This window comes from Fictibacillus phosphorivorans (assembly GCF_001619875.1).
GTDB classification, from domain to species: domain Bacteria; phylum Bacillota; class Bacilli; order Bacillales; family Fictibacillaceae; genus Fictibacillus; species Fictibacillus phosphorivorans_B.
The window spans coordinates 361394-381198 of the sequence record NZ_LRFC01000038.1; the positions used below are offsets into that span (position 1 = coordinate 361394).

The window sequence follows — 19805 nt, forward strand, 5'->3', positions numbered from 1 at the left end:
GATAGAATTTGATAACCTAATAGAAAAAAGGCAGGAGGCAAAGAGATGTTCAGACAATCAGGACTTACTATCATACTCTTTTTCTTTCTGTCTTTTTCTGTGTCTGCAAAAGAAAAAGAAGTTCTCCGTGCAGGGTATAACAGCGAGTTTCCGCCTTTTTCGTATGTGAACAAGAACGGAAAGCCAGCTGGTTTTATGATTGATCTTGCTCGTCAGATTGAGGAAGATCAGGGTATTAACCTCATTTTAATTCCTCAAAAGCCGCATGAGCTTAGCCAATCCTTGGTTGAAGGGACGACCGAATTAGCGCTTGGATTAAGCTACAATGCAGAAGCGGATAAAGTCCTTGATTTTTCAACTAGTGTCTTTACGATGTCTGATGCATTAATCGTTCTAAAAGATAATACTGCCATTTATCAGTTTAGTGACCTTAGCCAGCAAAAAGTTGTTCTGACCGAAGATATCGCTTCAGAAGATATGCTTGCAAGCGTGCGTAAGGTTAAAACAAACATGGCTAGCTCCCAACCTGCTGCGATCAAGGTATTGGAATCAGGAAGAAGTGATGCATGGATCGGCAATCCCTGGACAGCTCGCTTTTATATGAAGAATGATCAAATTAAGCCTTTAGATATTCGAGTATCAGCACTGCAGACTTATGAATACAGCATTGCGTTTAAAGATGGGCGTAAAGAAACACTAGTGAATTTTAATCATACGTTAGAAGCATTAAAGCAAAGTAAGGATTGGCAAACCATCTATAACAAATGGTTTAATCCTTACAAAAGCGAACAAGGGTTATCCAAAACCATGATGTACATATTGGCATCAGTCATCCTAACCATACTCGCCATCGCCATTCTTATTACCTATTGGAACTATAGGCTTAAAAAGGAAGTTTCCAAGAAAACAAAGGCATTAAACAGAAGCTTCGCCTTTCAAGAACAAGTGTTGAATTCTTTAGATACGGCAATTGTCTCTTTCAATAACGAGGGTTACATCCGTCTTGTTAACGACAAAGGAAAAAATTTGATAGAGCGTTTTGAAAAAGAAGAGCTTCATATGAACGATCATTGGCTTTTAAAACAACTGTGGAATCAGCTAGAGTTTCAGAATGAAGTTGTAAGAGAAGAGCTTCATTTTACTCAGAATGGAGAAGATCATACGATGGAATATGAAATTCTCCCTCTTATGAATGAGAAGCAAGAAAACGTTGGCTGGACGGCCATTATAGAAGATGTATCAGACCGCGTTGCCCTGCAGAGGAAATTGGTTGTACAGGAGAAGTTAAAAGCATTAGGACAGTTAGCTGCCGGCATCGCTCATGAACTTCGCAATCCGTTAACATCCATGAAAGTCTTTATCGATCTCCTTCCAACAAAATTTGATAACCCAAGGTACCGTAAAGAGCTCATGAAACATGTTCCTTCTGAGATTGATCGTCTAAACGGTCTTGTAACTGATTTGCTGGACTATACAAGAAGGCAGGAGCCTGTTAAAGAATGGGTACCGATCAAAGAACTGATTGCTACTGTCGTTCACTCCTTCCAGATTAAGCTGCCAGGTAATATCTATCATTTTAAGCTGGAAATAGATGATGACATCCAATTAAACTGTGACAAGCATCGGATCAAGCAGGTTTTTATTAATTTAGTCGCAAATGCAGTTGACGCTGTCAAAGATTCATCACAAAAGGTGATTACAATCTCTCTGCATGTGGATGACATGAACCAAAAAGCTATTTTTTCTGTTAAAGACACAGGTAAAGGGATACCGGAAATGGAGAAAGCCAATCTGTTTCAGCCTTTTTTCACAACAAAAGGAGATGGAGTGGGTCTAGGATTGTATATATCCTACAATATCATTCAGGACCATAGTGCTGAAATAGAGGTGCAATCTGTTGAAGGCAGCGGAACGCAAGTACACATACTGTTTAATAAGGAGGATGTTTCTTGAAGAAAGTACTCATTGTTGACGACGAACAAGCAATCTGCACAAGTTTGATGTTTGCTCTTGAAGACGAATATGAAGTTTTTACAACCACTCAGCCAGAAGAAGGTTTAAGCTTAATGGCAAAAGAAGAGATAGATGTTGTACTTCTCGATATGAGGATTAAGGATGTTAACGGACTAACCTTAATTCCTCAGATGCTTCAAGTGCAACCTGAACTTATTATCATTATGATGACGGCCTATGGAACAATTGAATCTTCTGTAACAGCACTGCAGCTCGGTGCTTTTCATTACCTAACCAAGCCAGTAAACATAGCTGAAGTAAAGGCTCTCTTAGAAAAAGGTTTACGATTCACAGCATTAAACACGGAAAGAAAAAGATTATACGATCTTGTACATCCTGCAGAATCTTACGCTGGTATTGTGGGCAAATCCTCAGAAATGAAGCGCGTATTTACACTCATGGAAAAAGTGAAAGATATCACTTCTAATGTCCTTATTTTAGGTGAGAGCGGAACCGGAAAAGAGCTTGTGGCAAAAGGGCTGCATGAAGAGAGCGAACGAAAAAACAAGCCCTTTTGTGTATTAAACTGTGCAGCCATTCCTGAAACATTGATGGAAAGTGAACTCTTTGGACACGAAAAAGGAGCTTTTACAGGAGCTATTCAATCAAAAGAGGGCATTTTTGAAAAAGCGCATGAAGGAACACTATTTTTGGATGAAATCGGGGAGATGCCGTTACATCTGCAGGCCAAGTTATTAAGAATCCTTCAAAATGGCGAGGTTACGAGAATCGGTTCGACACAAACAAAAAAAGTAGATGTACGCATTCTAGCTGCAACAAACCGGAATTTGAGCGATGAAGTAAATAAAGGTCAATTCCGTGAAGACCTGTTTTATCGGCTGCATGTGATCCCGATTGAGCTGCCTCCGTTACGAAAGCGCTTAGAAGATGTTCCTTTATTGCTTGACCACTTTTTAAAGCTTTTCTGCGAAAAAATCGGCCGAGAAGTTAACGGCTTTCAGCCACAAGTGAAGGAATTATTGTATTCTTACACCTATCCAGGAAACGTGAGGGAACTTGCTAATATTATAGAATACTCAGTAGCGATGACCGATGGAGAAATTTCTGTTGAAGATCTGCCGGCAAACTTACAGTTCATTAAAAACAAAGAAGTGGCAGCAGCAGGAAATCATCAGGAATTTTACGTACCTCCAAATTGGACACTTGAACAAATGGAAAAAGAAACGATCAGACAGACACTTAGCCGATTGAACGGACACCGACAGCAAACCGCAGATGCACTTGGAATCAGTGAAAGAAGTTTAAGAGACAGGATCAAACGCTATTCAATCGAACGGTGAAGAAAAGGGGGGCAGGCATGAAAAAATTAATACTATGTTTATGTATAGCAGTTCTTGCTTCGTGCAGTCATATGAATAGTAATGACCATCCTGCTCCTCAACGCAGCTTGGATGATAAAAAGCTATTATCCATTGCAACAGGCGGAAAAAGCGGACCTTATTACGCGATTGGGAAAGAGATGTCCCAGATTTTCAGTGAAACAGGAGAATACGCAGCAAACGTGCAATCATCAGGAGGAACTGCTGAAAACCTCTCACTCTTAAAAGAAGAAAAAGCTGAGCTAGCTTTTGCCATGTTAGATATTGCTTCACTTGCTTATAAAGGTGAAGGTGCGTTTAAAGAACCTGCAAAGAATCTGCGCTCTTTAGCGACTCTATATACAAACGTTGTGCAAGTGGTTACGCTGCCCAAAACAGAAATCAAAAGCCTATCTGACCTTAAAGGAAAAAAAATCGGGATCGGTGCGAAAGGCAGCGGTGTAGAGATCAATGCCTTAACTATTCTAAAGGGTTACGGAATAGAACGCTTGGACATCGATGCAGAGTACCTGTCATATCGCGAATCGATTGAACAGCTGAAGAGCGGTGCGATTGATGCAGCGTTTGTAACCTCAGGATTGCCAAACCCTGCTGTTACAGAGCTTTTACAATCAGAACGTATCGTTATTTTACCAATAGAGTTAGAAAGATTAAAAACAGAGGGTATACAAACGGACTATCTAACTGACATTACGATACCTAAAGGCGTCTACCAAAACGATCAAGATATCCAAACAGTAGGTGTTCAAAATATTTTGCTCGTATCAAAAAAATTGCCTGATCATACCGTTTACGAATTAACAAAGATCTTGAATGAAAAGAAACAAGTACTTATAGATGCTCACCCAGCGATGTCTGGATTTCATGAGGAAAACGCCGTTTATACTGGACCCATTCCCATGCATCCAGGAGCCTTAAAATTTTACAGCAAAAAGAATGTAAGACAAAATAGATGAATACGTTTTAGTGGAAATGGGGGATTTTGAGATGAAACCAATTTGGCTTGGAATTGCGGCTGCCTTTTTCTTTGGGGTCACATTCATATTGAATCGTTCAATGGATTTATCGGGAGGAAGCTGGCATTGGAGTGCGGCCCTTCGCTTTTTTTACATGGTTCCGCTTTTATGGATCATTGTTTGGATGCGTGGAAACGTGCGTCCTGTCTTTCAAGAACTTAAAGCTCGTTTTGGCACGTGGTTTATATGGAGTTCAGTAGGCTTTGTGCTCTTTTATGCGCCGATCACGTATGCCGCAGGCTTTGGTGAGGCATGGCTTGTTGCGGCAACCTGGCAGATAACGATTGTCGCAGGATCTCTTCTTGTACCCTTCTTTTATGAAGGAGAAGGGAAGGGGAAGAGTAAAGCAGGCGCAACTCGGCAAAAAATACCGTTTAAAGGTCTTGGGTTTTCAGTCATCATTTTAGCAGGAGTCGCGCTCGTTCAAGTGCAAGAAGCGAACGGGGTGAACGGGTCAGCGTGGCTGAATGTTGTACTTCCGGTTTTGATCGCCGCAATCGCGTATCCGCTCGGCAACCGAAAGATGATGGTCGTTACGAACAAGCGGCTTGGTGCGTTCCAGCGCGCATTCGGCATGACCATTGCATCCATGCCGTGGTGGATCGTTCTAGCTGTAGTTGGCTGGGTCGAAAGCGGACCGCCAACGAACGACCAGCTGTGGCAAACGTTTTTAGTCGCAATCTCCTCAGGTGTGATCGCAACGGTCCTCTTTTTTCAAGCAACAGACCTTTGTGCAAACAACCCTGTAAAACTAGCAGGAGTTGAAGCGACGCAATCAGCTGAAATCGTTTTTGTGCTGGCCGGTGAGATGTGGCTGTTATCGATCGCGAGTCCAACTTTCCTTTCCATGTGCGGTGTTTTCATTATCATGCTGGGCATGTTTTTACACAGTTATTATGGAAAAACAGAGGTTGTACCAAAAAAATCTATGAAACTTGCAAAATGATGAATAAAATTATGTGAGCTGGGAATAGTAGTACTACCCCCCCTTTTTATATAGTTAATTAAGAACAGCCACTGCCCGTAGCAGCGGTTGTTTTTTTGTGCGAAAAGGAATCCGTCATATCTGTGCATAATAAGTCGGGTAAGCCACAAGAGCTCCTGTTATGGTTGAGTGGAAAGGAGGCATTCGTATGGATTCGCTTCAAAGAATGAATGACGCGCTGAATTTTATCGAGGAGAATTTGGCAGACGATATTGACTATAAGGAAGTAGCAAGGCGTGCCTATTGCTCCGAATATCATTTTAAAAGAATGTTTTCATTTCTGGCGGGTGTTCCATTATCGGAATATATTCGCCGCAGACGTCTGACTCTAGCAGCATTTGAACTAGCGAATGGCGAAACAAAGGTTATTGACATAGCCATAAAATATGGCTACCGTTCACCAGATGCTTTTACAAAAGCGTTTCACCAGATGCACGGTGTAACCCCATCAGAGGCTCGGAGGAACGGTCATTCTCTTAAAGCATATCCGCGCATGTCCTTTCAACTATCCATAAAAGGGGGAAGTGAAATGAACTATCGCGTCATTGAGAAAGAGGCTTTTAGCATTGTGGGGTTGAAAAAACGAGTTCCTTTGATATTTGAAGGAGTAAATCCTGAAATCGCAGCCATGTGGCAAAGTCTAAACATGGACACTATTAATAAGCTTAAGCAGATATCCAATATAGAGCCAAAGGGACTGATCAGTGCCTCCACGAACTTTTCAGAACGATTGCTTGAGAATAGTGAACTCGATCACTATATCGGGGCGGCCACAACGAACGCATGTCCAGCTGAATTTGCTAATCTAGAGGTTGAGGCATCGACTTGGGCTGTTTTCGAAGCAGTAGGACCATTTCCAGAAACGCTGCAAAATGTATGGGGACGAATCTATGCAGAGTGGTTTCCGTCGTCTTCTTATGAACAAACAGAAGGACCGGAAATGTTATGGAACGCGGATAAAGATACCACTTCACCAACATTTAGAAGTGAGATTTGGATACCTGTGAAGAAGAAGTGAACGAGGGAGCATCGGGATGAAGAGGGTGATGCTTTTTCCTGGTGATGGGGTATGCTGGTTTATACGTAGGGCGGTGGTGACTCGCGGGAATGTCTGCCCGAAAGCTATTCGTTGTTTTTAGGAAAATTCCATTCAAAACGAAAGTGCAAAAAAACTTGGTGGCAAACAAGAAATAGCACATGTTACACCTCGGTCTAAGATTCAATTTGTTATTAATCAAAAACTGTTATTGCACCTCCCTGACCGTTGAGAAATGGGTAGTCTAAATGCATTGATATGCCTTAACAAGTTTTTTAGTTAAACAAAAAAGAATATAAAAAGACCTGCATCAGTTTTTTGCAGGTCTTCTTTTATCTATCTTGTTAGTGCATTATAGATGTTTGCTTCCCCAGATCCGTAAATAGGATCTTGTCCTTTTTTACCTAAATCTACTGCTGTCTGTTTAAGAGCAGCTTGTACTTGAGCAGGGGAGTACTCAGGGTGTTCAGATTTAATAACAGCTGCGATTCCAGCTACTTTAGGTGCGGCCATGCTTGTTCCGTGTAACAATGCATAACCTCTTAGGTTACTGGTCACATTTGGTGCCAAATATGTTGGCCAAGTCGATAAGGTACGATACATATAATCACGTTTGTCTAAATAGTTTCCTTTAGGATCTTGACGATACAAACTATCATATAAAGGACCGTTATCACCACCAGGGCCTGCTACATCAATCGAACTACCATAGTTTGAATAGAACGCAATAGAGTCTGTGGACCACTTATTAGAAGATGATACTGTTACGACCCCTGGAAGCTGTGCTGGAACGACACGTGATGGTCCCTTAATATCAAGACCATAAGTAGTTTTCCAATAAGCTTGCATATCATGCAGGCTGTTTAAATTGCGAGAATCGTTTCCTGCAGAGACCACAACGGTTACCCCTTTTTGTGTTGCGTACTGAACTGCACGGTGGTAAGCGACCATAGAAGCTGAATCACCTTTTTCGCCTAGGTTATGTGCCATCCAGCGCCATCCGCCGATACTCATATTAATGACTTCCACTCCATCGTTTGCAGCTGCTACTATTGCATCCGTAATCCACGATTGCTGAGCACCCCCAGTTGCCCCAAAAACCCGATAAGCTCGTACTTTTAGTTCTGGACCAACCCCAAGAACTTTACCATTTGCGGCAATAGACCCCGCAACATGTGTTCCATGCCCGTTCATATCCCATGCGTCTTTTGTACCTGGTACGAACGTTTTACTTCCAGCTAAATCGGCATTTGCTTTTAAGTCTGGATGATTAAAATCCAAACCAGTATCGATAACGCCAACGACCGTTTCATGGTTCCCAGAGTTAAGCTCATGGGATTTGAAATTATTTGTAATCCTTTTTACATCCCACTGGTAATCATGATAGTTTTGCTCAGGATCGTTCCAGTCGGGCTGAGGTATGGATGTAATGGGTTGTCCGTCTGCAGGATTGACCTCATCTTCTAAGTAAACAGAGAGTTCTTTGTCTGCAGCGTATAAATTTGTATCTTTCTTTATATCTGTTAAGAAATTAGGATCAGATGAACGAGCTTCTACTATACCGATCTCTTCAATGACACGTTCGATAGATCCACCAGCAAGTTTTATTTTAGTTTCAACGTCTGATGGGACCTTACCTTTGTAAGCTAATAGATAATAGGAACTGCTTTCTTCTGCTTTTGCAGGCTGGGAGCTCAATCCTGTAAAAAGTGAGAGTGATAGAACTGAACACATGGAAAGTACTGCTAACTTCTTCATGATCATTTCTCCTTTTTATGTATAATATGTAGATTAATAGAATCTACTAATACTTGCTAGATAAAAATAACATAGTACGTGATGAAAATATTGTCGTTTTATTGCAGCATAGTATAAAAATTGTTCGACATAGGGTTGGATTAATACTAGAGTTGTGTCGCCTTTTCAGTAAGGTCCTTTACTTAGAATGCTGGTCAAGGGATGAGTGAGCATTTCCTTTAGCACTCTCTGTATTAAATAGTGTCATATCCATAAGAAAGGAGCTAACTCAAAAACAAAAATGAGTCAGCTCCAATTTTAATATCATCTACTGCTCCACAATCTCCTTCAGCTTACTCTGCCACTTATCATCATCCAAAATAATCTGAAACGAAATGCGGCGGTTCTTTTGCAGCGCTTCAGCTGAGTTTCCTTCTGCAATCGGCTTAAACTCGCTGTATCCTGTTGCCGCCAAGTATTGTGCGTACTCTTTTTTCGCGAGCTTCGGATTTGCTTTTCCAAGATAATCAACGACCGCTACCGCACGCTGGGTGGAGAGTGACCAGTTGTCGTACGGAACGGAATCGGTATGTCCTTCAATTAAAATAATGTACAGATACTGACTCATGTCTTTTTCCTCGATAATGCTTGCGAGTGCGTCAGCGAGCGGGTCGAGTACCTGCTTTCCTTTGGCAGAAATCTCGGCACTTCCTGTATCAAAAAGGATGTTGCCTTCTACCGAAATCGTGTTGTTCGGTCCTCGAATGATCTTATCTTTTCCAACGTTTTCTTCCAGCTGTTTTTGAATTAAATCAGAGATGTGTTTCTTCACCTCTGCCACCTGACCGAGTTCGCGCTTGATCTGTGCCTGGTCATAGGCGTTGTAGATGCTCTGCACGTAGGCAAGGATCGCAATAAAGACCATGACGAGCACCATCATCGCCATCATATCGGTAAAACTCGGCCAGAAGATCTCTTTCGTTTCTTGGCTCTCATCGTTGTAGTAAGATTTGCGCGCCTTCATCCTGGTCACCGTCTCCTAAAACTTTGCGGTGAGACTTCTGGCATCCGCTCGTCATCGACATATTCCGTTGCCCGTGGACTGCGTGTTTCATAGACCACTTGATTCGACTGGTTCATGGCGGCTTGATAAATGCGCTGCATGAGGTGGTACATGTCTGAGAGCGTACGATTGTTGTCGGTGATGCTTCGTGTTAAGCCATGGTGGAGGTTTTCGAGTGTGCGTGCGAGTTCACGCATATCATCATCACGACTGTTTTGGTTTTGCGAATTGTTCATGATCGAAGCAAGCTGGCGGCTCTGACTATCCATAACGTTTCGTACTTGTTCTGTAAAATCACGTTTGATATGTTCGACAGCAGAATAAAAGCCTTTTTCAAGCTGTCCAACGCTTGACGCGAAGTCAGCTGCTGCCCGGCCGTATTCTCCTTGTTTTTCGGCGTACCGGTAGTGCCATTCGTCTTGCTTTTGGGCAAGTCGGTTTTCCAGTGCATCATGCTGGTTTTGATAATGCTGAAGCTGTTCTTGCATGCCGCGAAGCATGGATTGTGCGTGTTCTTCAGATCTGCGCTGCGCCTCTTGCAGCATTTTATCAGAGCGTTGGATAAGCTGCTCGAACTTCTGCTGCCCTTGTGTGTGCTTGTCGTTGCTCGTTTTAAGCTGTTGTTCAAAGGAAGAAATGTTTTTTGCGAGTGCATTGATGCTCGTATCGACCGTTTTTTGTATCGTACCGAGTTCTTTCGTCGTTTCGTTAAAACGCTGACCGAACTGATCGAGCTGTGTAGTGGAGGCGGCGAACCGTTCTGAGTGCTCGCGCTGGGCTTCGAATATCCCGTTCACGTCTTCCATCGCTTTTTGAAGACCTGCCGTAAAATTAACCATTTGAGACGCAAACTCGCCAAGTGTTTTATCGAATGAAGATTCAACTCTTGCAGCAAGGCGGTCAAGCAGACGTTCAACCGAGTCCTGCGGCTTGTCGTTGATCAGGTCACTGTTGACGTTATGATCAAGATACACTTCACAATCGGCTAAAAGCTTATTTTGCATGTACGAAAGGGACGTACCTTGCGAGAAAAAACCAGACTGGATTAGGTTTAGAAAGAGTGCGGCGCCAATACCCGCGATACTTGTAAAAAAGGCAACACTCATTCCTTCAAAAGGTGCGGTGAGTGATGAGATGATCGAGTTAAGTGTGAGGTTGGAATCTGCTGGTTGAGTGCCGAGCGTCATGAGCGTGTCTTGCATTGATAATAGCGAGAGCGTTAGTCCGATGAAGGTTCCGAGTACACCGAGAATGATGGTGAAGGATGGAAGCTGGTTAAGCAGTTTTTGTATATTTCCGACGGGTGCTCTAAAGATGCCAAGCAGCGGAATGCGTTCGTTGTATAGGTGCTTTTCAATAAGTGCCTGTGTGTTGAGCTGAGGCACACCGGCTAGGTGAAATTGCCTGTAGTCTGATGTGACGCGCTGCAGCCAGTGGGAGAAAGGCTGCTGATCTTTGTTGTTCTCGATCTGCTGCAGCTCTTTCGTCCATTTGCGAAAGTGGAAAGCGGTTTGGGTATACCCAACGATACCCATAAATACGAGAAACCCAATGACCCCGACGACGATTACAGTAAGTTGATCCATCATGCCACCCCTTAGATGTCTTGTCTGATTATCCTTACTGATAGATATGTCCTAGGAGTGGGAAATATTTAGGGAAATGGGGTCTGGCCCCAAACAAATACAAAAACCCCTGTTTTGTCCACCTCAAATGGACAAAACAGGGGTTTGATTCAAAAACTTATTTGATTCTTCTAAGTTCTCAGCTCTCAGCTCTCAGCAGCCCCACTCGTCTTCGGGAAAGCGGAGTAGCTTCTTCTTGCTACGCCTCTTCTTGTTACGCCTCTTCTTGCTGTCTCACTAAGTTTTCGTAAAAAGCAGCATATGACGCAGTGATGTAAGGCGAAAGCCAAAGGAATCCGATTCCAAGAGTAAGTAAACATAGAATTCCCCAGCCGATGAAACTTAACTGTAAGACGAAAAATTTCCACTTATAACCGACCATGAGCTTACGGCTTTTTGTGATGGCCGCATTGATGCCGATTCCAGGGTGATCTTTTAACACAAAATACGTTTGGGAATAGGAAAATGCTTTTATGATACCAGGAATAACTAGAAGAAGTGTCCACAGAAACATGTACACCATCATCACTAAATAGGTTCCAAGTATCTTTAAGTATGTGCTGATCTCGGAAAACGCTTGTAGAAGACCTGAAAATTTAATTCTTTCACCTGTCCGGATCACGAATAAAAGGTCCATAAATAACCGATATATAATGGCAATAATACAAGGGTAATGAGGAACGTACTCGCTGCTGGCCCGTCGACATTGTCAGGCTTGTTTACCCATGTGTTAAAGCCGCCGCTTAAATTGATTTCTAAGATTAAAGGGATGAAGTAATAAACCGCAGCAAAAAGCAGTGTAAATAAAGCTGCAGTTCCCCATTGTCCTTTTAGCTGCTGCCTTGCCACTCGTTTGATTTCTTTATTTTTCATGTTGGATTCACCTTTCTAGATCTGTCCTCTTATTATACTACGATATGTTAGTGAGAAAGATGTTTTTTAGTGAGCGTTAATAGTAAAATAGAGGAAAGTAATTTAGAGAAAGTGAGGGGTTTGTGTGGTGAAATCGAAAAGCAAGGAGGCTGTTCTTCTTTTTGACGGTGTATGCAATCTCTGTAATACGAGCGTGCAGTTTATTCTAAAGCATGAGAAAACAAGTGCGCTGAAGTTTTCGGCCATACAATCTGAAGCAGGTCAACGGTTACTCTCTCAACACAAAATAGATCCTGTTCATACCAATTCCGTTATTTTACTGATGGACGGAAAAGTGTACACCGAATCTGACGCTGTGTTCACAACCTCTCAGTTCTTACAATTTCCATTTAATCTTGGAAAAGCCCTGATGATCGTACCAAAACGATTTCGAAATTTTTTATATAGAAAAGTAGCGAATAATCGCTATCGATGGTTTGGTAAAAAGGATAGCTGTATGATTCCAACACCCGAACTCAAAAATAGGTTTTTACAATAGTTTATAAGGCCAAATTTCATAAGACAAATTATCGCCTAATAGGATAAAGCAAAAGCCTAAAAGGGGATTTGTGCAATGGGACAAAAAGTGTTGTTCTTTGGTGACGCTGGGATCGATGATGCAGTCGCCTTAACATATGCCTATTTAAGCGATGATATAGATATTGTAGGAGTTGTAGCAGATTATGGGAATGTGTCCAGGGTGCAGACAATTGCGAACGTACAATATCTTGCAAAAGTATTTAAATTCCCTAGTGGAGTGAGAATAATTGGCGGAGCGGAAAATCCCATGACAGGTGAACAGCCTATTTTTTATCCTGAAGTTCATGGAGTCTATGGATTAGGGCCAATAGAGCCAGGAACAAATGCCGGCGTGATCGAGAATTTTTTTGAGATTGTTAAAATTATTGAAGAGTATCAAAATGAGCTTATTATTGTAAATGCAGGCAGGCTTACCTCACTCGCCACTTTGTTTCTATTGTATCAATCGCTGATGAAGAAAGTTAAAGCCTTTTATATTATGGGCGGAGCTTTTTGGGTTCCCGGAAACGTGACGGCAGTGTCTGAAGCCAACTTTCACGCCGACCCCATTGCTGTAAGAATTGTATTGACATACGCCAAAAACGTAACGATCATCCCATTAAACGTAACAGACAGAGCGCTTGTTACTCCAGAAATGGTCAACTATATAGATTACAAAGGAAAAGCACCGATTATCAAACCGATACTGGATTTTTATTATCACTTTTATAAAAGCCGCAATCCAAGTATATTAGGCAGTCCAGTTCACGATGCGATCACCTTAATGGCGTGCGTAAGGGAAGATATGTTCACGTATCGGACGCTGCCTGTACATATTGTGCTAGAAGACGGCACCACTGCAAGAGGTCAGAGTATCGCGGATATCAGGACGTATATAAAGTTTGATGAACAAGAAAAAAAGCATCGCATCGCGTTTGATTTCGATTATAACTTCTTTTTTAGAGACTTTATGACGGTGTTGACGGGCGAAACGTTTACCTGATCTGGCGATGTATACTCAATTTTTAGTATGTAATAGTGTTCAGTTCAATTTTTCTTTTGTTGTATAGGACTTCTATATGCTTCGGAAAAGGTTGGTACTCAAATTCTAGTAATAACGTATCTTTCGCATCCGCATCATGATAGGCATCTTGATTAATTATTCTAATCTGAAGTTTATCTTTTTGGGTCACTAGAGTAGCCTTTGGATAGCTGTACAAACTTCTGCTGTCGTTTCGGTCAAAATAAAAATAAATCGATTTCTGGCTATCTGTTTTCGGGAAGAAGAGATACGCGTTTCCTTTTTCAAGTGTTGAACGGGTAATTAACTTGTGAGTTTCAGGTGAAAGGTTATTTAGCTCTAATTCCTTAAAACTGATCTGGTTTGGCGTAATGAAAAAGCAAAAAGAAAGTAAAAGTATTATAGAAATAGCAAGGGATACATAGGGTTTCGTTTTCAAAGTAATACCCCAATCAGCGGTTATAAGTTTAAGAGTCAATCAAGTAATAAAAAACCGAGCTTCCTATCCATGCAGACAAGACCTCGGTTAACTGTAAAATTAATATGTGTATGCGTACAATCTATGCACAATCTTTTATTTGATCTAATTTGTTTAATTTCTCATCTAATATCTGACTTAACTGAACAAGAAGCGGATCTGCAAGACTATTAACCTTTTTGCTTACCTCATACATGGTCGTGCGAATGGCGTCTATCTCTGTAGTTAAGACAAGAGCATTGCTTCGGCTCATGGTCCATTCCCCCTCTAATATAATAACCACTTCTGCACCATTAATATCGGTAAATCTTGTAAATATTATATACCATATTTTGTGTCAAGTCTATTATTTTTTTACACATCTAGGGGGACAGACCCCATACAATTACACATTAGCCGATTTTGTCTTTCACAGAAAGACAAAATCGCTTTTTCTTTGCTGTGACTGACTTTCTTTCATTAGTAGAGTGTGATTTTATAACCCATTTAAAGCTCTACTGCTGGTGAGATCTTACTTTCTACGTAATCTCGATATTGAGTTTTTGATTCTTGAAAAAGTCCAAGGATGGTTGAAGTTTCTACGAAAGGGCATACCGATTGGGTCACATAATATCGGTAACTGCTCCAAGGGTATTCGAGAGGAAACATAACAAGGTCTGCGGCCACAGGGTTTAAGTGAATGTAGCGGCTAGTATCTAGAAGGTACGAACGTTCTTCAATCAATTCTGCTCCGTAGCGCCCTTGAAATACATGGCCAGTCAGTTCATATTTTTTGTTGAAGTACATGGCATACGTTTCGTTAAGTTCTTTCATGAATTCTCCAGGTGGGGACTTGCTGCACAGAATTTGAAGGTGCGTATGGTTTGTCATGAGGCAATAAGAGAAGAGCTCGACAGTATGCTTTTTAACACAGTGACTAAGAATCTTTAAGTAGCGGTGGAAATCCAGGTGGGAATAAAATAGGGGTTCCCTGCGGTTTCCGCGAGTCGTCACGTGATAAACAGCATCGGGGTACCAAATGCGGGGTGTTCTAGGAATGATTTTCACCTCCTTTCAGTTGTAGTTCTATTATAATTGCTTATATCTATATGGGGAAATGGGGACTGACCCCAAACAATTTATTTCCCTCATTGTTTTTGAGTAAAACCTCTGATGGAATCGGGAATGCAATCGGTTCGAATCACTCCGTTTCGCAAAGTTATACATATTACACAACTAATCACAATAATAATGTCGAATGGAATACATTCATAGCGCTTCTTATCAAATTTCCCCGGAAATTTTTCCGATAAATTAGCTCAAAAACGAATATCTAACTTATATCTACACAAAATAACCCCGTATTTTATTTATCGGAGGTATATATTATGAACCCAAATCAACCGAGTCAACCAAACATGAATCAAAACCAGCAGCCAGCAGCAACTAACAATCCTGAATTTATCCATCAAAATATGCAGACTGGACAAGTTCCTGCCCAGCTCAATCATGGCGGTCATGAGATGTTTGATGTTCATGAGATGCTGAGTGGCATCGTTTCTACGTTAAACCTCTACACAATGTGCCGTGGACACGTGCAGGATCCAGAATTAAAAACGATGTTGAACAGCCATTATCAGCACATTTCTAAAGAATACAATGCTTGTGTGCAGGCTTTTCAAACAGGAACAAATCCAGCTCACAAAACGGAAACTTATATGATGAAGCAAGACAATGACTTTGTGTACGGTTTAAAGCCAGCTCAACCTAAAAAACCGATACAAAGTGTAACAGAATTAAATGATGAGACTGTTTCCATGCTCATTCTAGGTACTTTGAAGTCCAATGCATCTTTACGAGCCATGGCGACCTTAGAAGTAACTAATCCAGTGATGCGCCGAGTTTTAGCAGACGGCATTCCGAACTGGATAGAGATGGCTTATGAACTGTCAATTTGGCAAAATAAAAATCATTATTATCAAGTTCCACAACTTAACCAACAGGATATGACGAGCATGCTGAACGCTTATGCACCGTCACAACAGACACAACCACCGCTTCAATAAATCTATAATCATTTTAAAACGAGTACCTTAAAAAAGGGTGCTCGTTTTATATTGTCACACAAACAGGGATATCATGAGTAAGAGTAGAAGAGTTTTGTAAAGTCGAAAGAACTCGACAAGGTGAATTGAATTTGCCATAGTATTGAGTGGACTTATTTTACGGATTGAAACTCCAGGGGGTGGAAAATGAAAAAGGGAACGGACTGGCGATATCGAGTTTCCAATAAAGAAGCCATCATGGGAACGGTGCTCGCTATCTTAAACTTTATCTGGTGGTATGCGTTTGCTTACGGTCTTGGTGGACGCCCTGTTAAAGAATACACATACATACTCGGATTTCCTGCATGGTTTTTTTACAGTTGTATTGTAGGATTTGTTGTTTTTACCGTTTTAGTATGGATTATGGTGAAGTTCTTTTTTAAAGAAGTTCCATTTGATACGGAAGAACCAAAGCCAAAAGAGGGGGGCGATGTTCGATGAACTGGGATGTGATCCTTCCTTTAGCATTCTTTTTGATCCTTGTTTTTTTAGTTGGCATCTATACGTCTCGGCACATTAAAAGCGGACCTTCTTTTTTACAAGATTACTTCTTAGCAGGCAGAGAACTTGGTGGATTTGTGCTCGCTATGACGATGGTTGCCACTTATGGCAGTGCTTCAAGTTTTATTGGAGGTCCTGGTGCAGCTTATCAATTAGGACTTGGCTGGGTATTGCTTGCTATGGCTCAGCTTGTGACAGGTTATTTTACACTAGCCGTCCTTGGAAAAAAGTTTGCGATTGTTGCACGAAAGATTAACGCAGTAACGCTTATTGATTTTCTAAAAGCGCGATATGAAAGCAAGTGGGTCGTTATTTTGTCAGCGTTAAGCATTGTGATCTTCTTGTTTTCAGCGATGGCTGCCCAATGGGTTGGCGGAGGAAGGTTAATTGAGTCGTTCACCGGGTTATCTTATACAACAGCTCTCTTTATCTTTTCAGGTTCTGTCTTGGTGTATGTTATTGCAGGTGGCTTTCGAGCTGTCGTCATAACGGATGCGATTCAAGGCGTTGTTATGGTAATCGGGACAGTCATCATCTTAGCAGGAACGATAATAGCTGGTGGCGGAATCGAGAACATTATGGGGGAATTAAGAGCGGAAAACCCTAATCTCATCACACCTTTCGGCTCTGATCAATCCCTTACACCGCTTTATGTGTCGTCATTCTGGATTTTAGTTGGTGTGGGTGTCGTAGGATTGCCGCAGATTTCGGTTAGAGCGATGAGCTATCGAAACGCGAAAGCGATGCATAGAGCGATGATCATCGGAACATTCGTTGTTGGATTTATCATGCTTGGCATGCACTTAGCAGGTGTGTTTGGAAGAGTGATTCTTCCAGGCATTGATGTGCCTGATAAAGTAATGCCTCTATTGGCACTCGAGGTACTGCCAGGTTGGTTAGCCGGTATCGTCTTAGCAGCGCCGCTAGCTGCTGTCATGTCAACGGTCGACTCGGTGCTACTCCTTGTCAGCTCAGCCATTATAAAGGATGTTTATATCAATTACATTAAGCCAGATGCAGAAGAGCAATTTGTAAAAAAACTAAGCTTCGGCATCACGGCTGTAGTCGGCTTAAGTGTGTTCGCGATGGCGATTCATCCGCCAGACTTGCTGATCTGGCTTAATCTATTTGCATTCGGTGGTTTAGAAGCAGCCTTCATTTGGCCGATCATTATGGGGCTGTATTGGAAAAGAGGAAATGCCAATGGAGCCATCGCATCTATACTCGTTGGGGTAGGTTCTTACATGTATCTGCACCTGAACTACCCTAATCTTTGGGGCATGCATACGGTTGTCATGCCGATTGTACTTTCCTTCTTCGCCTACATTGTGGGGAGTTTCACAAAGGGGGACAGACCCCAGACAAATACATTCTAGACGATATTGTCCACTGGAGGTGGACAATATTGTTTTTCTTTAACTCAATGAAAATGCTATCAACTAACTAGATTCCCAATCTAAAACTCAGAACTTATCCCAAAACTAATTCTTAAAAAAATCCTACTAAAATGAAAATTTAGGAATAACTGACTAAATAACCATTTACAGTGAACTAGCCTAGTGGTAATTTAGTATCAGAATATAATGAGATAAGTGTGGAGCTGTGAAGGTTGTTCTGTATGTGGGCGCTTGGAATAACTGAAGCTAGTAGCGCAACCGACCGCTTTCTTTATGCGTTCTTTATAAAGGAAGGGGTATTTGTTATGGAAATCTCTCGAAAAGAAAAGTTTAGTGCAAAGAAAAAGGCAAAGAAGTGGCCGAAAATTGTTTTAGCATCAACTTTAGCATTAGGTGTAGGTTCAACATCTGTATTTGCTGCAAAGCCGGAGCTTGCTAACTACCTTTACAACCAAATCATGTCGTTTACATACAAGCCGGATATCGATAAAGCACTGCAAGATGAAGAAAAATCCTTGTTAAAAGATTTAAGCAAGAACATTTCTGCTATTTTTTCTAGCGCAGAAAAAGAACTTGAAGCGGAGAAACAAAAAATTATAAAAGATAAAAAGACTGAGTTAAGAAATCATTACAATGAGGAAATGGCTGAAGTGACAAAGAGAAAAGCTGAAGCATTGAACCAAAAGAAAGATCAAATGAATGCGGATGCTGCTGCAACAACAACGGAAATAAAAGCGGATATTACAAAACAAATAGAAGACGAATTAGCGAAAAACAAAAACTCCCAATAAATTTTCAACGAGCGGAATCTTCATTCTCCGCTCTTTTTCTTTTTCTGATATCCTAGATTATAGAAAATAGACAAACGGAGAGAACGCTATGAAAAAAATATTTTTAGCTCTTAGTATGATTTTTCTTCTGTACGCAACGGCTATGCTCATCCAAACGACAAACATGGACATGGGTCTCGCGGTATTCTTTCTTTTGGGAGCGCTTTTTTTCATCATCTTTTATCGATACAACACAGCAAAAGAACTCTTCTACAAGTACAGAAAAACAACGCTATCCATCGTCATTCTATCCTTTCTTTTTGCTGCTACCTTAGAAACTCTTATCCTAACATCTGCTAACACAGACCCTGGGAACGTTTCAGGAAAAATAGACTCCATCCTCGTTCTTGGTGGCGGGACGAAGAACAATCGACCGGGGGCTGTTTTAAAAGGACGGCTGGATCAAGCGCTTGCTTATGCTGAGAACCATCCTAATGTGACGTTTATCGTGAGCGGCGGACTTGGATTTGGCAAAACAACGAGTGAGGGCACCATCATGAAGAACTATTTAGTAGAGAATGGAATCGAGCCTGATCGCATACAGATTGAAGATAAAGCGACAAGTACATACGAAAATCTTTTATATACGAAGAAAATGATTGCTTCTGATGATCAATTGTTGATCGTAACGAGTGACTTTCATCTATTTCGAACAAAGATGATTGCAAAACGTGTTGGAATTGAGGCGGAGGGTCTAGGATCGCCGCTTAGGATCTCTTCAGTTCCACAAGCACATGTGCGTGAATATATGGCGATTATAAAGAGCTATTTTACCGATCGATAAAGGATTGAGGCGAACTACCATGAATCAAAGTAAGTATCATTGCTGCGCGACATGTATAAATTTTAAGCCGGAAAAAACGAGCCAAGGCATGCGCTATCACTGCGTACGGCTTGGTTTTGAGACGAAACCACAGTATCAGTTCAATTGTTGGGATCCGAAGCCTCATGTGGTAGAGCTTATGAAAAAGGATGAATAGAACATCTTGCCATACGAGTCAGCTCATTTCGTAACTTGCTTCGCGTTCACAATAAGGAAACTTCATGATTAGAAATAAGGCTGATTCTTTATAATCAGCTTCTTTTTTTGTGAGGTAATCCGCATACATGTTTACATAAAACACACCGCTTGCACTGAAAAAGCTTACAATGTTACATTGTGTAAGGCTTTACACAGCAAAATTCGTGGAAATACTGTTGATAGATGAGGTGATCTTGAGAGAGGGCACCGAAATAGAAAGGATTTTT

General features: G+C 41.4%; 20 protein-coding genes and 1 riboswitch. Of the genes, 12 read left to right on the forward strand and 8 right to left on the reverse strand.

Annotated elements, in window-relative coordinates:
- Nucleotides 1-45 precede the first annotated feature (45 nt).
- From AWM68_RS17820 to AWM68_RS17840, 5 genes are all read left to right on the forward strand, one after another.
- The gene (locus AWM68_RS17820) at nt 46-1953 is read left to right on the forward strand and encodes a transporter substrate-binding domain-containing protein (RefSeq protein WP_066244938.1); all 1908 of its coding nucleotides are present in this window, start codon (nt 46-48) and stop codon (nt 1951-1953) included.
- A complete protein-coding gene (locus tag AWM68_RS17825) occupies nt 1950-3314 on the forward strand; it encodes a sigma-54-dependent transcriptional regulator (RefSeq protein WP_082820766.1) in 1365 nt (454 codons plus the stop codon). Before AWM68_RS17820 ends, AWM68_RS17825 begins: the two co-directional genes overlap by 4 nt.
- A gap of 17 nt (nt 3315-3331) precedes the next feature.
- On the forward strand, nt 3332-4309 hold the full coding sequence (locus tag AWM68_RS17830; RefSeq protein WP_066244941.1) for a TAXI family TRAP transporter solute-binding subunit: 978 nt from the start codon (nt 3332-3334) through the stop codon (nt 4307-4309).
- 31 nt (nt 4310-4340) lie between these two features.
- Nucleotides 4341-5315 (forward strand): DMT family transporter, encoded by a 975-nt coding sequence (locus tag AWM68_RS17835; RefSeq protein WP_066244944.1) that lies wholly within the window; start codon nt 4341-4343, stop codon nt 5313-5315.
- Nucleotides 5316-5502: 187 nt separating this feature from the next.
- Entirely contained in the window at nt 5503-6372 is an 870-nt protein-coding gene (locus AWM68_RS17840) for an AraC family transcriptional regulator (protein WP_066244946.1), read from the forward strand.
- A 354-nt stretch (nt 6373-6726) separates the two neighbouring features.
- Here AWM68_RS17840 and AWM68_RS17845 read toward each other — a convergent pair whose 3' ends face one another.
- From AWM68_RS17845 to AWM68_RS17865, 5 genes are all read right to left on the reverse strand, one after another.
- Complete coding sequence (locus AWM68_RS17845; RefSeq protein WP_066244948.1) at nt 6727-8148, reverse strand: S8 family serine peptidase; 1422 nt, start codon at nt 8146-8148, stop codon at nt 6727-6729.
- Nucleotides 8149-8455: 307 nt separating this feature from the next.
- Nucleotides 8456-9151, reverse strand: a complete 696-nt coding sequence (locus AWM68_RS17850; protein ID WP_066244950.1) for an OmpA/MotB family protein — start codon at nt 9149-9151, stop codon at nt 8456-8458.
- A 5-nt stretch (nt 9152-9156) separates the two neighbouring features.
- Nucleotides 9157-10776 carry a hypothetical protein gene (locus tag AWM68_RS17855; RefSeq protein WP_066244953.1) on the reverse strand — a complete coding sequence of 540 codons (1620 nt, stop codon included), beginning with the start codon at nt 10774-10776 and terminating at the stop codon, nt 9157-9159.
- A 253-nt stretch (nt 10777-11029) separates the two neighbouring features.
- Nucleotides 11030-11437 (reverse strand): DUF975 family protein, encoded by a 408-nt coding sequence (locus AWM68_RS17860; RefSeq protein ID WP_066244955.1) that lies wholly within the window; start codon nt 11435-11437, stop codon nt 11030-11032.
- Complete coding sequence (locus AWM68_RS17865) at nt 11434-11688, reverse strand: DUF975 family protein (protein WP_066244957.1); 255 nt, start codon at nt 11686-11688, stop codon at nt 11434-11436. Before AWM68_RS17865 ends, AWM68_RS17860 begins: the two co-directional genes overlap by 4 nt.
- A 127-nt stretch (nt 11689-11815) precedes the next feature.
- Between AWM68_RS17865 and AWM68_RS17870 the strand changes: the two genes are divergently transcribed.
- Nucleotides 11816-12226 carry a thiol-disulfide oxidoreductase DCC family protein gene (locus tag AWM68_RS17870; protein WP_066244958.1) on the forward strand — a complete coding sequence of 137 codons (411 nt, stop codon included), beginning with the start codon at nt 11816-11818 and terminating at the stop codon, nt 12224-12226.
- Nucleotides 12227-12301: 75 nt separating this feature from the next.
- On the forward strand, nt 12302-13249 hold the full coding sequence (locus AWM68_RS17875; RefSeq protein WP_066244960.1) for a nucleoside hydrolase: 948 nt from the start codon (nt 12302-12304) through the stop codon (nt 13247-13249).
- A gap of 22 nt (nt 13250-13271) precedes the next feature.
- Here AWM68_RS17875 and AWM68_RS17880 read toward each other — a convergent pair whose 3' ends face one another.
- The 3 genes from AWM68_RS17880 to AWM68_RS21120 all read right to left on the reverse strand — a co-directional run bounded on the left by AWM68_RS17880 (nt 13272) and on the right by AWM68_RS21120 (nt 14792).
- Entirely contained in the window at nt 13272-13706 is a 435-nt protein-coding gene (locus tag AWM68_RS17880) for a hypothetical protein (protein WP_066244962.1), read from the reverse strand.
- 121 nt (nt 13707-13827) lie between these two features.
- Nucleotides 13828-13998, reverse strand: a complete 171-nt coding sequence (locus AWM68_RS21115) for an aspartyl-phosphate phosphatase Spo0E family protein (RefSeq protein WP_082820769.1) — start codon at nt 13996-13998, stop codon at nt 13828-13830.
- 233 nt (nt 13999-14231) lie between these two features.
- Entirely contained in the window at nt 14232-14792 is a 561-nt protein-coding gene (locus tag AWM68_RS21120) for a transposase (protein ID WP_331710056.1), read from the reverse strand.
- Nucleotides 14793-15142: 350 nt separating this feature from the next.
- Here AWM68_RS21120 and AWM68_RS17890 point away from each other — a divergent pair, with 350 nt between their 5' ends.
- From AWM68_RS17890 to AWM68_RS17910, 5 genes are all read left to right on the forward strand, one after another.
- Nucleotides 15143-15790 (forward strand): spore coat protein, encoded by a 648-nt coding sequence (locus tag AWM68_RS17890; protein WP_066245726.1) that lies wholly within the window; start codon nt 15143-15145, stop codon nt 15788-15790.
- A gap of 186 nt (nt 15791-15976) precedes the next feature.
- Nucleotides 15977-16270 carry a YhdT family protein gene (locus AWM68_RS17895; RefSeq protein ID WP_066244966.1) on the forward strand — a complete coding sequence of 98 codons (294 nt, stop codon included), beginning with the start codon at nt 15977-15979 and terminating at the stop codon, nt 16268-16270.
- Nucleotides 16267-17706, forward strand: coding sequence for a sodium/pantothenate symporter (panF, locus tag AWM68_RS17900; protein ID WP_066244967.1), 1440 nt, complete (start codon nt 16267-16269; stop codon nt 17704-17706). The genes AWM68_RS17895 and panF overlap by 4 nt, the downstream gene beginning before the upstream one ends.
- A 211-nt stretch (nt 17707-17917) precedes the next feature.
- A riboswitch (cyclic di-GMP riboswitch) is annotated at nt 17918-18000 on the forward strand.
- Between the two features lie 32 nt (nt 18001-18032).
- Entirely contained in the window at nt 18033-18518 is a 486-nt protein-coding gene (locus AWM68_RS17905; protein WP_066244969.1) for a hypothetical protein, read from the forward strand.
- Nucleotides 18519-18606: 88 nt separating this feature from the next.
- Entirely contained in the window at nt 18607-19341 is a 735-nt protein-coding gene (locus AWM68_RS17910) for a YdcF family protein (RefSeq protein ID WP_066244971.1), read from the forward strand.
- Nucleotides 19342-19805 lie beyond the last annotated feature (464 nt).